Origin of the sequence: Halodesulfovibrio sp. (assembly GCF_025210605.1) — a bacterium.
GTDB lineage: Bacteria > Desulfobacterota > Desulfovibrionia > Desulfovibrionales > Desulfovibrionaceae > Halodesulfovibrio.
Map to the genome: position 1 here is coordinate 82,197 of NZ_JAOARI010000002.1, position 16,224 is coordinate 98,420.

Annotated in this window: 12 protein-coding genes; 5 read left to right on the forward strand and 7 right to left on the reverse strand. The window is 39.6% G+C overall.

The window, feature by feature from the left end; genetic code table 11:
* The first annotated feature begins 1 nt into the window (after position 1).
* The 5 genes from N4A56_RS00430 (at position 2) to N4A56_RS00450 (ending at position 4,862) form a co-directional block, all read left to right on the forward strand.
* Complete coding sequence (locus N4A56_RS00430; protein WP_295544216.1) at positions 2 to 1,408, forward strand: nickel-dependent hydrogenase large subunit; 1,407 nt, start codon at positions 2 to 4, stop codon at positions 1,406 to 1,408.
* Positions 1,401 to 2,033 (forward strand): A24 family peptidase, encoded by a 633-nt coding sequence (locus N4A56_RS00435; RefSeq protein WP_295544218.1) that lies wholly within the window; start codon positions 1,401 to 1,403, stop codon positions 2,031 to 2,033. The genes N4A56_RS00430 and N4A56_RS00435 overlap by 8 nt, the downstream gene beginning before the upstream one ends.
* Positions 1,997 to 2,947 (forward strand): dTDP-4-dehydrorhamnose reductase, encoded by a 951-nt coding sequence (rfbD, locus tag N4A56_RS00440; protein WP_295544220.1) that lies wholly within the window; start codon positions 1,997 to 1,999, stop codon positions 2,945 to 2,947. The genes N4A56_RS00435 and rfbD overlap by 37 nt, the downstream gene beginning before the upstream one ends.
* Positions 2,934 to 3,485, forward strand: coding sequence for a dTDP-4-dehydrorhamnose 3,5-epimerase (rfbC, locus tag N4A56_RS00445; RefSeq protein WP_295544222.1), 552 nt, complete (start codon positions 2,934 to 2,936; stop codon positions 3,483 to 3,485). The genes rfbD and rfbC overlap by 14 nt, the downstream gene beginning before the upstream one ends.
* Positions 3,486 to 3,758: 273 nt before the next feature.
* Positions 3,759 to 4,862 carry a hypothetical protein gene (locus N4A56_RS00450; RefSeq protein WP_295544224.1) on the forward strand — a complete coding sequence of 368 codons (1,104 nt, stop codon included), beginning with the start codon at positions 3,759 to 3,761 and terminating at the stop codon, positions 4,860 to 4,862.
* Positions 4,863 to 5,693: 831 nt separating this feature from the next.
* Here the strand turns inward: N4A56_RS00450 and N4A56_RS00455 are convergent.
* From N4A56_RS00455 to N4A56_RS00485, 7 genes are all read right to left on the reverse strand, one after another.
* Positions 5,694 to 7,637 carry an ABC transporter permease gene (locus N4A56_RS00455; protein WP_295544226.1) on the reverse strand — a complete coding sequence of 648 codons (1,944 nt, stop codon included), beginning with the start codon at positions 7,635 to 7,637 and terminating at the stop codon, positions 5,694 to 5,696.
* 11 nt (positions 7,638 to 7,648) lie between these two features.
* On the reverse strand, positions 7,649 to 8,818 hold the full coding sequence (locus N4A56_RS00460; protein WP_295544229.1) for an efflux RND transporter periplasmic adaptor subunit: 1,170 nt from the start codon (positions 8,816 to 8,818) through the stop codon (positions 7,649 to 7,651).
* 42 nt (positions 8,819 to 8,860) lie between these two features.
* On the reverse strand, positions 8,861 to 10,567 hold the full coding sequence (locus N4A56_RS00465; RefSeq protein ID WP_295544231.1) for an ABC transporter ATP-binding protein: 1,707 nt from the start codon (positions 10,565 to 10,567) through the stop codon (positions 8,861 to 8,863).
* Positions 10,568 to 10,580: 13 nt separating this feature from the next.
* Entirely contained in the window at positions 10,581 to 10,838 is a 258-nt protein-coding gene (locus N4A56_RS00470; protein ID WP_295544233.1) for a hypothetical protein, read from the reverse strand.
* A gap of 24 nt (positions 10,839 to 10,862) precedes the next feature.
* A complete protein-coding gene (locus N4A56_RS00475) occupies positions 10,863 to 11,975 on the reverse strand; it encodes a TIGR04066 family peptide maturation system protein (protein WP_295544234.1) in 1,113 nt (370 codons plus the stop codon).
* A gap of 5 nt (positions 11,976 to 11,980) precedes the next feature.
* Positions 11,981 to 13,420, reverse strand: coding sequence for a Cys-rich peptide radical SAM maturase CcpM (ccpM, locus tag N4A56_RS00480; RefSeq protein WP_295544236.1), 1,440 nt, complete (start codon positions 13,418 to 13,420; stop codon positions 11,981 to 11,983).
* 1,731 nt (positions 13,421 to 15,151) lie between these two features.
* On the reverse strand, positions 15,152 to 15,700 hold the full coding sequence (locus N4A56_RS00485) for a hypothetical protein (RefSeq protein WP_295544238.1): 549 nt from the start codon (positions 15,698 to 15,700) through the stop codon (positions 15,152 to 15,154).
* Positions 15,701 to 16,224: the final 524 nt, after the last annotated feature.

A 16,224-nucleotide genomic window follows, 5' to 3' on the forward strand; every position in this document is an offset into this window, starting at 1 on the left:
CATGAAAAAGATAATTCACCCCCTCACCCGCGTTGAGGGACATATGAAAATGGAAATCGAAACCGCTTCTGACGCTTCAGGTAACCAGACTATCACCAATGCGGCATGTGCAGGTTCATTATACCGCGGATTTGAAAATATTCTTATTGGACGTAATCCGGTGGACGCAATTACCATCACAGAGCGTATTTGCGGAGTCTGTCCGGTTGTGCACGGCATCACAGCTGCCACTGCTTTGGAAAATGCGTCAGGGGAGCAGCCACCTAAAAATGCGAAAATTGTTCGCGACTTGATGCTTGCATCAAACTTTGTGGCAAACCACATTACGCATTTTTATCTGCTTGCACTTCCAGACTATGTTGCAGGCTCTCAAGGCTCTTTTGCACAAGAGACGTGGAGCGTAGACATGCGAAGTGATGCTGCGTTGCAAAGCATTCCAACTCACATGAACAAAGCCTTGGAAGCTCGACGAAAAGCCCATGAAATGACAGCAATATTCGGTGGCAGAATGCCGCATCCTCCTTCGATTATTCCGGGAGGACAGACAGCAGGACTCGAAACAGCACGAGTGAACAAGTTCAAAGCCTTGCTTGCCGAGGTTAAGGCGTTCACGCGCACATATTTTCGTCCAGATGTGGAAACATTAGCGCGAGTGTATCCAGAGTACTACAACATCGGTAGAGGGCCGGGTAACCTAATGTGCTTTGATGTATTTTCACACGGCACAAATTCCCCGCTTCTTCCGGGGGGCTATGTTCTTGATGGTTCTTCAACAGTTAACAAAGTCTACACTGGTGAAATAGAAGAAACCACCAAATTTGCTTTTTATACAGAAGAGTCCGGCGGCCATCCTTCTTCCGGCTCAACAACTCCTGAATACCCAAAAGACGATGCTTACACTTGGACAAAAGCACCGCGCTATCGCGGGCTTCCGATGGAATGCGGTCCCCTTGCTCGTCTTTGGATGTCAGGAAAATACCGTCATGGAATTTCAGCAATGGATAGAATGATGGCACGCTTAGTCGAAACAGAATTACTTTTAACTGAAATGTCCTCTTGGATTACGCAAGGCGATGCATCATCTGTACATAATGGATTTAACGTACCGAACAGTGCCAAAGCATTCGGGTTAACAGAGGCTCCACGCGGCGCAATTGGGCACTGGCTGAGCATTAGCGAAGGTAAAATTTCTTCTTACCAAGTCATTACACCGACGTGCTGGAATTGCTCCCCCAAAGATGCCAGTGGAAAACACGGGGCATTAGAAGAAGCATTGCTCTCCGTACCCGTTACTAATATTGACCAGCCAATTGAGGCGTTGCGCGTTGTGCATTCCTTTGACCCATGCCTCGACTGTTCTGTCCACGTAATGCAGGCAGACGCAAAAGAGCACCACATTGTTGGCTAATACGCAGGAATTGGTATTCGCAGCAGCACTTGGCGTATGCTGCGGGCTTGCCGGAACTCGCTTTGCCCATCATTACACACGGAAAATTCAAAGCGAGTCCCCGTCAGGTGTTGGCATTACGGCGTGCTGCATCAGCTGGTGTGTACTGGCACTCCTTACAACAGGAGTAAATTTCGGGTGGTTTGCTATATCTTGCATAGGAGCCATGCTTATTACAGCCAGCGCCATTGATCTAAAAGTATTATTGCTACCAGATGTGCTCACGCTACCAGCCGCCGCATTATCTATTCCTGTTTCCATTTTTCTCATTGGGAACAGCCCTGAATTTGCACTATATGGTGCACTCGCTGGCTCAGGATTTTTTTACATCATCGCGGCGATATATGAAAAAATCCGCAAACGATCAGGGCTGGGCATGGGAGATGTGAAGCTGCTTCTCAGCCTTGGTGCGTTCACTGGTCCATCAGGGATTTTCTATGCAATTACATTCGGGAGCATGCTGTTGCTTCTCTGGAGTATACCGCAGTTACTTTTTTCTAAACAACGAGCTAGCAGGATGCAGACAGCATTACCCTATGGACCATTTTTATGCTTAGGCGCAATGAGCGTCTTTATGTTGCAATAAACCAACTCGAGTTTCGACTCTTACTGCATGGTATGAAAAAACACGTCATCATCCTTGGTGGAAAAACCGGACTCCTTGGTCAAGCGCTTGCGGCAGAATACCAAGCTGCGGGCTATACTGTTCACGCACCGCTGCGAACGGACTTTGATACTCTTAATAGTGCTCAGCTAGCAAAACACATCGACTCTATAGAGCCAGAGATTGTTATCAACGCAATCGGGTATACTCATGTAGATCAGGCAGAAAAAAACACGGATGAAGCCTACGCTGTTAATACAACGTCTTGTGAAACACTCGCTGAGGTTTTGAGCACACGCCCTGTGCGCTGTATTTCATTCAGCACAGATTATATATTTAGCGGGCAGAATGACACTCCTTATACTGAAAAAGATATCCCCAACCCCCGTAATGTGTACGCAAAAACAAAATTACTCGGCGAATACGCATTGCTTGACCGCATTGCAGATAAAACCATGATTCTACGGACTGCATGGTTGTTCGGACTTCATAAAGCAAATTTTGTCAGCACAATTACAGCTCTTTCTCGGCAAAAAAAAGAACTGCCCGTCATTGCAGACCAAGTAGGCAGCCCAACAAGTACACATGATTTAGCCCGAGCATGCCTTACGCTATCTGCCACAGAAACAAATGGGGTGTATCACATTACCAACTCCGGCACTGCAAGCTGGTATGAACTCGCTCAAGCTGCTGTAACCTTGGCAGGACACCCAGATAATATTGTTCCTATACGTACCGCTGACTACAACCAGCAAGCACCCCGTCCAGCCTACTCTGCGCTATCTACAGACTTGCTTACCCTCAACACAGGCATCACTATGCGCCCTTGGAAAGAGTCACTCGCAGAATATGTTTACGCGTCATCACAAAAGGAAATCACTCATGCAAATTTTTGATACGCCGTTGAAAGACATGCTTGTTCTTAAACCTGACGTATTCACAGATGAACGCGGCTTTTTCTTTGAAAGCTTCAATCAAAAAAAATTCGAAGATGCTGTTGGGAAAAGCGTATCTTTTGTGCAGGACAATCAATCATGTTCCCGCAAAAACGTACTTAGAGGTCTGCATTACCAACGGACACCGCATGAACAAGGCAAGCTTATTCACTGCATCAGCGGTTGCATTTACGACGTTGCGGTCGATATTCGCCCTACGTCCGCAACCTATGGAAAATGGTTCGGCAAATATCTTTCCAGCGAAACCAAAGAACAGCTTTGGATTCCTGAAGGGTTCGCGCATGGATTTTTCACCTGCTCCCATGAAGCGACTATAGCGTATAAAGTCACGTCATTTTACAACCCACACGCTGAGGTCACGATTGCTTGGAACGATCCCACAATAAATATTTCATGGCCAATAGAGACTCAGCCAATTCTTTCACCTAAAGACGCAATCGCACCTCTTTTAGCTGACTGCAGCGCAGAAGCTGTTTAGGAACTCGCCAACTACTCGCTAAAGCGCACCGAGTACCACTGGCAATCTACCTGCCTACCGAGTATTGCCAGAAAAAGAACGTCCTTTAGCACAAAGCCCCATGTGTACCGCATTTCGGGTGAACAATGGGGTCGAATCCCATTTGCAGCCACATCTCGTATTGCTAGTATTAATTCAAATAGATAGACATTAATGGCAGAGATTATTTCAAAACTCTAAATCACCCCATCTTAACTTTTAAGCTCTATTCGTTATCAAGCTGCATGGAGGAACATGATGAACTATCTCAAAGTTCGCTCGCTATATTTTATTAAAGGGCTCAACTACGAAGGTGCTGCATTCTCCCTGTTAACCGATGACTGCCAACTTACCATATTCTCAAAATTAGAAAAAAATGTGATAAAACCGTATGCTATAATAAATAAATTTGGAGCTGAGCTTCTATCAGCCATGTCAGGAAAAACTTGGCAACGCCACCCAATAGAAGAATATGAAACAGCACTTCTTAACAAATATAACTTAGAATCCCAAACAGGAACCTTTATTCAAGTCAGCAATCGAATAGAAACAGGTGTAGAACTATTTCCTATGGAAGATTCAAGCCCACTTGCTAAGCCAGCTAGGACTCAACCTACCCCTACAAAGGATCATCGCGTTCACGGACACATTTCTTATTATGAAGTCGATGGTATTATTACTGGATTCTTACCAAGTGAGCTAGAGCATGAACTACTAACTCTAGAAAAAAAAGAAGCAACTAGCCTAGGTATCTACCTAATAAAAAGTAAGAACTCTATTTCAACACAAAAGCTAGCATCCTCTACATCAATTGAGACACCGGGTATGGAAGTATGGCTAAATAAAATCGCTTGTTCTGCATCAATGGAGATTATTGAAACATGCAATGATACAAATACAATGGTAAATAATTTTTACTCAAACTCTATTCTAACCAATAACATCGATGGGCTACTCCTGATGCAATCGCTAGGACACAAGACTGCAACACCATACGTACAATTTATATCTTTATGGATAGTCCTAGAAAAAATAAGTAGCAATGCATTCAAAGAACTGAGTAAACAGGAGATATATGATCTATCGCAAAAAAATTACAACTTACTAAACAAAAACACGAAAAAATACATTAATTACGTTGCAACGAAATCTGTGACAAGAATTAACAAAGCAAAATTCTATCTTACAGATAAGTTTATCATTTCGGCGGCGGCTGCAGGAATTGAGCTTAATGACGAAACAATAACCCTTTTTAGAAATGTAAAAAAAACTAGAGACGAAGTTCATAGCTCTGTATGCGAATACGGAAATTTTCCCACTGAATCTATTTTTAAGCTCCTCCGAATGCTTTGCTCTTAGCGACAACAAGCTCGTAACGGGACTCCCCCCCCCGCACTCCTTATTCAAACCCATGCCATATTCTACTCATAATTTGATTCAACTAGCTGAGTATTTAAATCTTGGCGACATATTTATGGCAAACTGAGAACTGGCTAAACGTTACATATAAGCAAAAGCTATTCTTACTCCACTTGGGAACTGCAGGAAGTTGCAAGGAAAACTCTTGCAGCAACACATGAAATTCGGGGGCAAGCTCAGTCCTGCGCATCAACAAAAGGTGTTGCGTAGTTTCTATTTCTCCTTACATGCTGGTAGTAATACCAAAATGCTGTAACGCACTAATCGAGTTATACGCAAAACTCCCTGCACGTTCTTAGCGTGTATGACATCATAAAAAATATCGCAGCTCCATAGGAGCACACCTATGGAGCTGCGATTGTACAAGTGCAACCATGTGCTTGCTGACATAACATAGCACTCCTACTACTTTTGCATAAAAAAAGCCTTCGAAGGTTTAGCTAGCTAAATAGAACAAGCACGTTTCTCCCAATCGTTGGACACAAAAAAAGCCCTCACAGCTTTCACTGTAAGGGCTTTTTTTAATGGCGGAGAGGAAGGGATTCGAATTAATAGTTAACCATTTGAATTTTAACTAGTTAAATAATATTTAGATTATAATGTGCACCCTGTGTACCAGTTCTGGAGCGAGCACTGGGTTCGCATCTTAGCTGCTATCTTTAAAGTTATAAGCGAACTAAGTATTATTCTCTTCCACCACATAAAATACACCTACACGTGCTCACCTAAGTCCTGGCGCCAAATGAAGGAGCATAGGCACTCTATATATGATTAATCGCGCAATAACGCCGTTGCAGGAGTCAATCGAGAAGCTCGGTATGCTGGAATTATTCCAAAAAAAACACCAAAAATGATAGAGCAGAAGAATGCCCAGAACATATTACAAGCGGAGTGTGCAAGCGGAATATCTGGAGCGAAATTCATGAATAGCAATTGAACAATGTATGAAGTAAACACGCCGAGAAGGCTACCTAGAAGACACAGTATGATAGATTCAATTACAAATTGAATCAGTATTTCCGCACGCCTAGCGCCGATAGCCATTCTCAAACCAATTTCTGAAACACGCTCTGCAACAGAAACAAGCATAATATTCATGACACCTATCCCGCCCACCAAAAGAGAGATAAAGGCAATACATGCGGCTGAAAGACTCATTGTTTCAGATGTTTGTTTTACAGCATTATGCAGCAAATCAATGTTAAAAGTGAAAAAATCTTTTTTCCCATTATGTAACTTTAACAACACACTATTTATTATTGATTCAGCAGAGGTGGCATTAACGCTATCTTTCAGTTTTATGGAAATTGATTGAATCTTACTCCCAGGTGATAATTTCGTCCAAACCGTTGAAAATGGGCTATAAGCTGTAAGTGCGCCTACATTATCCTGCTGTAACGAATTTTGCTCTATAACTCCCACAACTCTTAGCGAGACATCATCTAAAAGAACTGCACGTCCGATTACCGATGTCGAATGGGGAAATAGTGTATTTTTTATTTGCTGATCAATCACAACTACAGATGCCATATCGGTAATATCACTTGGGTGAAGAAAACGTCCTTCACTTAATTTAAAGTTTTTAATTGAAACATATTGAGAGCCAACGCCTTTTAAAACAATCTGTCCGACCTTGTTATTGTATATAATCTGTCCGGTAGAAATTAAAACTGGGGATACAGCTTTAATAAATGGGCGTTGCTCAAGATATTGTACGTCATTTAATGAAAGACTGTTTAAACGCCATGACTGAATATCACCAAACCCTTCTCCTGGGTGCACCTCAATCGACGCCGTTCCCATTGCATTTAAATCTGATAATACTTTTTTCTGTGCCCCCTCCCCGAGGGCAATTACGAAAAGTGTCGCCGCTATTCCAATGATGACACCCAGCATCGTTAACGATGCTCGTAACTTTTCAGTGCATATTGTCTGTATCGACATATTAAGTGCATCACCGAAAACTTTTGCGGCTCTTTTTGCAAGATCTTGAGCTTCATAATTTGTTTCAAAAGCTATTGTTTGAGTTACGGGACGGTGAACTTCATTTGAGACAATACAACCATCGCTCAGTGTTATTGTTCTGTCAGCATAAGCTGCAATCGATTCATCATGGGTAACCAAAACAATAGTATAACCCTCTTTGTTCCTTTGTTTTAAGATTTCCATAATAACTTTGCTGTTTTCTACATCCAGCGCTCCGGTCGGCTCATCAGCAAGAATAACCTTACCTCTATTCATCAGAGCACGGGCAATACTTATACGCTGCTGCTGCCCCCCAGAAAGTACCGACGGTTTGTAGTTAATTTTGCTCTTAAGCCCAAGGTGCTCGAGTAACGCAAGAGCACTTTCTTTCCGTTGCTTGGTTGGTGCTCCTGCATAACGCGCTGGCAATTCGACATTTTCGACAACGGTTAATGATTCTAGCAAGTTATAACGCTGAAAAATAAATCCAAAGAAATAGTTTCGCAATGCTGCTAAATCATCATCTTCCAATTTGGATATATTCGCTCCGGCAACATGATATGAGCCGGCAGTTGCCCGTTCCAAGCATCCAATAATATTAAGAAGTGTTGACTTCCCTGAACCAGACGGCCCAACTATTGCAACAAATTCACCTGAAGAAATTGTTACATTAATATTTTTCAGAAGATGGAATTCTTCTTCACCATCATCTACAGACTTATTAATGCCCTTTAATGAGATTAGCTGCATTATGCGAAACCTTAGAGTGGAATGTTAACACCACAAGCTGAATAGTCATCATTCATTCCAGTAAGTATCACTTGATCGCCAACAGATATTCCAGAGGTAATTTCTATTGTTGTTCCATTTGTGCATCCTGTAGTGACACTTTTCTTGATTGGTATGTTTTCAGCGGACAGGCTCCAAACATAACAAGAAGGGCCGTGACATTTTATTGCATCTATTGGCAGCACCACTACACTTTCAGCAGTTTTAATAGTAATGACGCATTGCGCAGTCATTCCTATCTGCAGTAATCTGGAGTGGTTCTCTACGTACAACCTTCCATAATAGTATATTGGATCCTTTTGGGTGGCGCTTTTTCCATCTTTAGAATTAGTGATATGAATGGGAGCAGGGTCTACTGAATGCAACGTGGCATCATACTTTTGATTGGGCGCAGAAAGAATATTAAATGAGACCTTCATGCCAGGTCTAACGTTAGCAATATCTCCTTCGGAGATACGCATTTTAACTTCAAATTTTGTAAGATCAGCAATCTGCACAATCGTTGGAGCTGACTGAACGGCATTTACAGTTTGTCCTGTTTTTACAGGAATAGCCACAACAGTCCCTGAAAGAGGAGAAACGATTTTTGTATATTCAAGATCAGCTTTAGCATTCTCAAATTCAATTTGAGTTTTCTCAATTAATGCTCTCTTCTCTGCCGTTGCGGCCTGTGCAAGTGCTAAAGCATTCTCTGCTTTGTCTACAGCTTCTTGAGACGTAGCACGTTGTTTTGCAAGCTCCTTCTGCCTGGCAAGACTTTGCTGTGCTTCTTTGACGGACACTTTTTTTGATGCCAGTTGGGCATAGTATATAGTGATCTGTGTTTTAACTGTGCGCAGCCTATTCAATTGAGGAGTTGCATCAATTTCAGCAATCAGCTCGCCCTGTTCTACAAACTGCCCAAGTTTGGCATTCATCTTTGTTATTTGGCCAGAGACTTGAGCTCCTACATGCACAAGTTCTATTGGAGTAATCTCTCCAACAGCCATTATCTGCTGTTCAACATTTCCTGTTCGTGCCTCAACTATCTTGTATGGTGGAGAATTAACTTTCTGCTCTTTTTTTAAAAAAAAAGAACCCGAACACAAAACAGCAAGAGCGATAGCAATGTATTTTAACAGCAAGGAATTTTTCTTAGACATAATAGATTCTTCTTTGCGTAGAATTGATTTTTGCAGCCCCCATTACCCACTAGCTTGCTTTGATATTAGTTCAGCATAAGAATTATAAAAAGTTGCAGAACCGTCATCTTCGAGCATCAACACCTTGTCCAACTTATTTAAATTGTTATGATTGTGTGTTACGACAATACTCATAGCTTCTTTCAATGGCCCTTCAAATAAAGCAAAAAGAGAGGCCTCTGATGCAGAATCCATATTTGAACTCGCTTCATCAAAAATGTAACAATTTTTTTTCCTGAGGAGTATTCTTGCAAGAAAAACTTTTTGCCTCTGGCCACTGGACAGAGTTCTACCATTCACTCCTACAGGAGTGTACTTTTTCCTTTCAACCAACTCAGTTAGCCCACTTTTTTTAATTGCTGCCAACACTGAGAGCTCTGAAAAAGGTTCTCCCAATGTTATATTGTCATAAATAGAAGCATTAAAAAGATAACTATGAGGATTGATGGACAAGTAAGATTTACGATATGCTTCAAGGTCATATTCATCAACATTACGGCCATTTACAAGGACACAACCTGAATCAGGAGTATAGAATCGCTCCAGTAATTGTAGAATTGTAGATTTCCCAGAGCCATTAGGCCCAACGATAGCTAAAGTCTCTGTTCCTTTGAGAGTGAAATTGATATTTTGAAGTGTTTTCTGAGTATGATATCCAAAAGACACGTTTTTGAATTCTATCTCATTGATTAAGGAAAGCGGTTCATGCCCATCCAATTCTTGTTGAGCTTGGCTAGAGTCTAGAAACATAAAATGTCGTTGCGCTGATGGAAGTACGCCAGACAGGAGATACATAATATTTAATATCGAACCGACTGGCCCAATAACCTGCATACTGCATGCTATAAATGCAAATAAACATCCTATCGTCATTGTATTTCCAACAACAAAATGTGCACCGATCAGAAGAATCAATGCTTCTATCAGTCGGACTACAAAAAATTCTGAAGACATATTGTATCGAGCAACAACACTCATATCCCGAGCGTGTCCTGCTACTTGCTTTGCTTGTGCGTTTATAACTTGTTTTCGTTCGTTTATGATTCCAAAGCGCCGAATATCTTGCATCGCATTGACATGTTCTCCAAAACACTGAGCAAAAGCATAAGAGCTATTTATGAGTTGCTCTGCACAACCATGACAATGCCGTGAAAAATGTTTTACAATTATGAATTTAACTGGAACGAACAAGAACACCAATAAAGATAATCTTTTCTCAAGAAAAAAAAGACCAACAACACTACCTATGAAGGTTAACAACTCACTGATTGCAAGAAAAATCTCATCGTCGCATATTTTTTTTATGTTTGTAATATCAACATCTAGGTTGTTTAATGTCTCGGCTGCGTCATTATGGTGAAAAAAAGAAATTGATATTTTCGAAAGGGCACGGAAACTATCTGCAATAAGCTTTTGATATATTTCTGATGCAATTGTTGCTCGAAGCAATTCTTTAAAAACATCTATAGCAGAACTCAACAACGCCAAAGAAAGCATCACAATAATCATTTTAGTCACGAATGCGAGCTCTTGCTTTACTACTCCATCGTCAATAAGGTATTTCGTTAAAAATGGGCGCATAAATGCAAAAAATGCTTGAAAAGCAAGGCAACATAAGATGAATGCCAGTTTCTTCCTATGTGGTCGAAATAATTTCAAAAGCCTTTTTACTAGTAGAGAAGTATCCTTTTTCAAAATAACAGCTCCCACTTAAAGCCCCCCACTACCTTGCTAACTTATGAGCAATAATTTTTGAAATTCCTTCTGGGCAATATAAATTGTCATTTAAAATATCTTCTTCAGTAAACAAAAATGAAAATGTCTTTTCAAGTTGGAAGAATAGAAAGAGCATTTCTCTGGCACTTAATTGCAAACTATCTCCAAAAAAATGTGCGTTAGAGAAGTCTGACTTCCAATGAATGCTAAATTTCTCGCGTAAAAGGCTTACTAAATATTTGTGTACTTCTTCTGACGTGTTCATAACTAACTCTCCAGCTCCGTTTTGTTATAATACTTCAACTTCGTTGTAACTTGCTAGCTGAGCAATAACAGCATCGAATAATTTATTTTGTGATGACATTCCATATACTGGAACGGGAAGTGTGACGTAATATGATTCGTCAACGGTTTCTGGAGAAACAGTTAATGTTGACAATTTACTTGTAGAGTCAAAGGATGTATAATCCACTGCAGTATTATTAATAAGAAATCCAACAACTTCAATGGAAAACCTGTTTTCAATAAGCGTTCTTAATTTTAAAATATGCTCTTTCGTATATTTTTCACAATAAGTCGAGATAAAGGTAGCATCTGGTGGAACTGCATTAATCATTTCAAATGCAGTAATTCCGAATCTATTTGTTTGCTGCTGCGACATTTGAATTAAACCACCAGGTACGCCGATAATAATTACATCTGGCTTTTCTTCCAATTCAATCTTCTTGACAAAGTTGTTAAACAAAACAACTTTTTCATGCTCATGATAGTTTTTATCGAACATAAAGCTAGGAACTGAATGTTCGCAAATTAAATGACTCCATCCCCGCGAACCGATGACAGAAACTTTGTAGCCAATATCTTGCAAATATTCTGCAAAAGAAACCTGAGCAGTAAATTTTCCAACATCTTCTATCGTCCCTAAAACCATTACTACAGGTGTATTAATTGTTCTTAGCAACAATTGTTCTTCAGAGATGAGATCTATCTGATTACGCTGTTGATTATCACGACAATATGTAAACACAACCCCATTTTCTTTTGCCGTTGAAGCTAGTAGCTTACACTCAGATTCTGTAAGCTCAAGAGCACAGATGATATTTTTATTTTTCTCAATGGATAATTTTATTTTCGGAAGAATAAGCGTTTCTTTATCAATCATATGGTCTGATTCTGTAAAAAATACAGTATCGACTCTCCGTAGTGCCTCGTTAAAGTCGGCGTGAACAATAATTCCACAAGTAGAGCCAAAATCGACCATACCTGCATCTAGTCCTGAGAGTCCCCATCCTGCAGGTGACACGAGTTCCGTAAAATCACACTGTGTTGCAAGGATATTTTTTTTTCGAAGCATTACTGCAAAATGTTTATCAAATGGATATACGAGTGTTTTTTCCTTCATCGGTCCTAATCCCATGTGTATAACGGTATTTCATCATTCTCAAAAACAAAACCGTACTCAAGAAGTGTACAATAATCTTTCAGCATCTCTTCAGCATAGCCTTTTACCTCTTTGCAACCCGCCAATCTTTTTTGTGCTGACAACTTTTCATTTTGATCTGCAGTTGCAATACATTGCGTACACATTAAGAAAGCCCAACACTTTTTGCAGTGAGAGGCTGTCAAGCGGCCTACATTCAGAATGGACTCAATTCTTTCGAAATCAAATCCATCTATCAAATTTCCTATAATGCTTAGCTTTGAAGATTCACTAACTCTTTCACAAGGGAATAACTCGCCATCAACATTTAAGAATAATTTCCTAACGCCGGGAACACATGGACCACCTGGATGGCATTTTTCAGGGAGTGCTGTCGGGCGTTGACGTAACAAAAACATCTTTCCTTTGATCTCTTCAAATTTCCCTAACGTAATTTTGGAAATATGTTTTGACTCTAATCGATTTAATTTGTGAAGAAAAAGTTTAAAATTCTCTTTTTCTTCCTGAATGAAAAATTCGTCAGGAATGTCAATGTCATCTTTTCGATACTGGCTAGAAATAATGCTTGCGGTAACGTTTACCCCTTCAGCTTCTTTACATTGAAGGAAAAAATTATTCGAACACTGATTGGTTATTGTTGGATCAATTACAGCATTATACGTCATTCGTGAATATAGATCAGAGTAATGCTCTTTAATTATTCCCAAATATTTCATAATAGTATCAAAGGTACCGGTTCCTGAAACGGCAAAAACTCTATTCTTGTCGTGCTGTTCTTTATCTCCATCTAAGCTTATCAAAACATGGAATTTTTTCTCTTGAAGATATGTTAAAATTTCTTCCGTAAACAAAGTTCCATTGGTCGTGATGTGGAAGCCAATATTTTTCCCTTCCCCTTTCTCTTCAACATATGCCACAACTTTTTTTAACACGTTAAATGCCAACAAGGGTTCTCCGCCATAAAACCCTATATTGATATCATCGCAGTCAATGGAGTGGTTCAGAAGAAAATCTACTCCCTTGCATGCTGTTTCGAAAGACATGGCCTTATTTGTATGCCCCCTACTGTCATAACATCCTGAATAAACACAATATTTACAGCGAAGATTGCACTGTTGAGTAATCTGCAATGTAATCCCCTCAACCCTTCGTTCTAATAAGGAGGGGAGGATGGCTGTGCTTGGGTGAACAATTTCTTCTATTTTGCTATCCTGTAACCAACCAAGTTTTTTTATACTATCTAAAAATTTTTTGTCTGATTCAGAAATGATTACACTATCTCTATCTTCAAGATACCTTGCAACTTTCTGTGTTACTTTTAATATAGAATTCTTATTTGCATCATAAACATAGTGATTCTGTGGTGTGCAAAAAGAAAAAAATAATTCATTATTCTTATGCATCATAAATTCTCGTTGCTAAATTTTTTTACATAAAAAAGTACAGTAAAGAACAAAATCTTTACTGTACTTTTATTTTTACTAGTTCTTAATAGTTTCTGCTGTTTTTAACAGAAACATTTCGAGAAAAACTTCCGCTACCACCAATACAACCACACGCTGCACAATAACAAATGCTCCAAGAAAGAACTGACTCAAAGTTGTGTGCTTTTTTTCCTAACTTTTTCATAAAATACTCCTTTAAGAATTTTTTGATTAGATGAAAAGCTTTTCAATTATTTTTTTTACATGCACCAATATATTTAATATGGCAACATATTTATTATTTTTTTTTGAATATTTTTATCATTTTTGTTTTTTTCACTATAGCTTCTCAAATTATTTTAACAACGATGAAAGACAAAGATTTTACGGATAAACTCAAAGTTGCATCCACAAACAAGCCACATAACGCACCTCGCAGACAGAAAGTCTTTTACCATAGTTAAAGATGCATTCTCGTGCCATTCACCTGACATAAAGGTATAGAAAAATGTTATAAACTAAGAGATGCAAGTTTTTACTTAATCATTTGTAGATGAAATGGCGCGAAAAATTTTTCAAAAGATGCTCTAGCTAGATATCCGGCTAGTTAAGAGGACAAATTGTATTCGCTCAACAATGCAGACCTCACCTAGAACGATCTATCGAATGTTATTCACCATTAGGCGCGACAAGTTAGAAAATCTTTAGTCAGAAAAACAAGAGCTAAACACCTAAGGCGCCAGACTGTTATCTCAACATCAAAAAATTTTATAGACGACTCGTAATCATATATTGGATATGGTCGCCCACCTGAAATGACCACATTTAACTTCTAGGTATTGTGAAAATATTTGCTGTGCAGACCCAAAACACCATATTGTCCTTCTTGTTGACGCAAAAGCAGATTTATACTGGCTGGTTAAATAACGTGGGAAGGATTCGGCGTCTCTTACAGCCGCACTTAGTCCTAACATTCTAGTTACAGGCTGTTTTCAAAAAACACGATATGAGTCTCGTGAGCCTAAGTGAAATGCTTATAATATCATTACTCAAAAAATGATAACTAGTTACTTTTATAATCCTAGAAGCCATTCGACTGCATGGCCCAAACAAAAATTCAAATGTGTTGCCTAGACAATACTCTTCTGAAAAAACGAATTTGCAGATCGCTTACAAAAGTATCTTGGTAATGCGGAAGAGGGTGAGAAAAGCTATCGATAAAGGCACTTCACTTCCGGCGAGATATCGACTTTAGTGTAGCACGCCCCATTGAATCCTAGTCGTGTAGACGATTCTCATGACTCGCCAGATATGCTTGGTACCGGCACCACGCGCAAATGACACAGATTCATTATGCCAACTTCACTGCTTGGATTAGACACCCGAAATTTCAACGGCAAGGAGTATTGGGAATGATAAGCAGCACTAGTTTGTGAGGCAAAAATTTTCTTTGGCTTTAAAACTAGGAATGAGTAGACAAGGGGAAATACAAAAACAAAAAAGTTCGTAAGGATATCTTTAGCTACACGAAATGTTCTTCAATCCTGTAAGTGGCATTGGCGCAATGCGAATACTGCTATTAATAAAGTTGAAAAAATGTTTTTACACTATACGTGTGCGGGGGGGGGGAGGAGAAAATAGCGGCGATCAAAGTAGATTAAAGAGCCTCCTCCCCATGACGAAGAGGAGATTCTTTTACATTTTTTTAGGCTTCTATACTCGAATAGAAACCCTTCTCGATGGTGCGGTTACTGGCGCAGAGGCCAGACGCGGCCTCCGTGAAACGCTGCGACTTGTCGCGTGGACAATGGCTTCACTAGCCCCTTTCTGTGTGGCATTTTGTTCTTCACTCTTTTCTGTATTTGCTTCCGTTGCGCGGTTCAGTCTGCGTGCAGCCTCATCACGATACAGTACGGCACCTCTCCTCCCGATTCTAGCTCGTCTCGAATAACTTAAATCAAGTGGTCCATGGTATGAGGCATTATTTTCAGGAACATTAGCTTCTTCATAACTCATTTGCGCTTGTAGCAAAGAAGTCATCGAAGCCATTTTGTTATCCATGGCCTTTTGAGTTGCTTGACTTGCTTTTCGCTGTGCACGAATTACCTGAGAGTGATCAGTTTGCTGGTTAACAAACAGGCCAGAAAGCATATTACGCTGTTCTTTCTTCCCAATCTGTTTTTCAACTTGCTGCTCTTGCTGTTTTGCAAGCTGTTGTGGAGTGAGTTTTCTAACTGAGTGCAATACATTTTCTATTTTCATCACACACCTCATATTAAATTTATTCTTCGTTATATTAAACATATCGTCAGTACTTACTTACTCTTTAGAAAAAATATAGCTTTTTTATTAAAAAATAAACGATTCGCCCCATTTTCATAAATAAAAAATGAAACTCGTTACATAAAAAATCCATAAAAGCGTTTATTTATTTTTTGATAGACAAAAAAAACAGAAAACCGGCAAGACATACATATAAAGCTTTATATAAATAAAATTATTTAACACACCCTATGCCAGAGTTCTGCACATGGCCCTTTTGCTTAAGCACATGTTAGATTTAGTCTGAACCACTACCTAAAAAAGGATGAAATCGGTCATTTTTTTTTAGGCTAGCGATTTTTTATTTTTAAAAGTAAATAAAATCAAATTGCACCCTTACCAGCAGCCAACAGCCCCCCGAAAGGCGCAAACCTTTAACGGTTTTCAAGCGCGCTCTCGCTATCTTCACCTGTGACCACATATGGTAATATTTACTTGAAATTATTTATTTTTTAATAATTGAA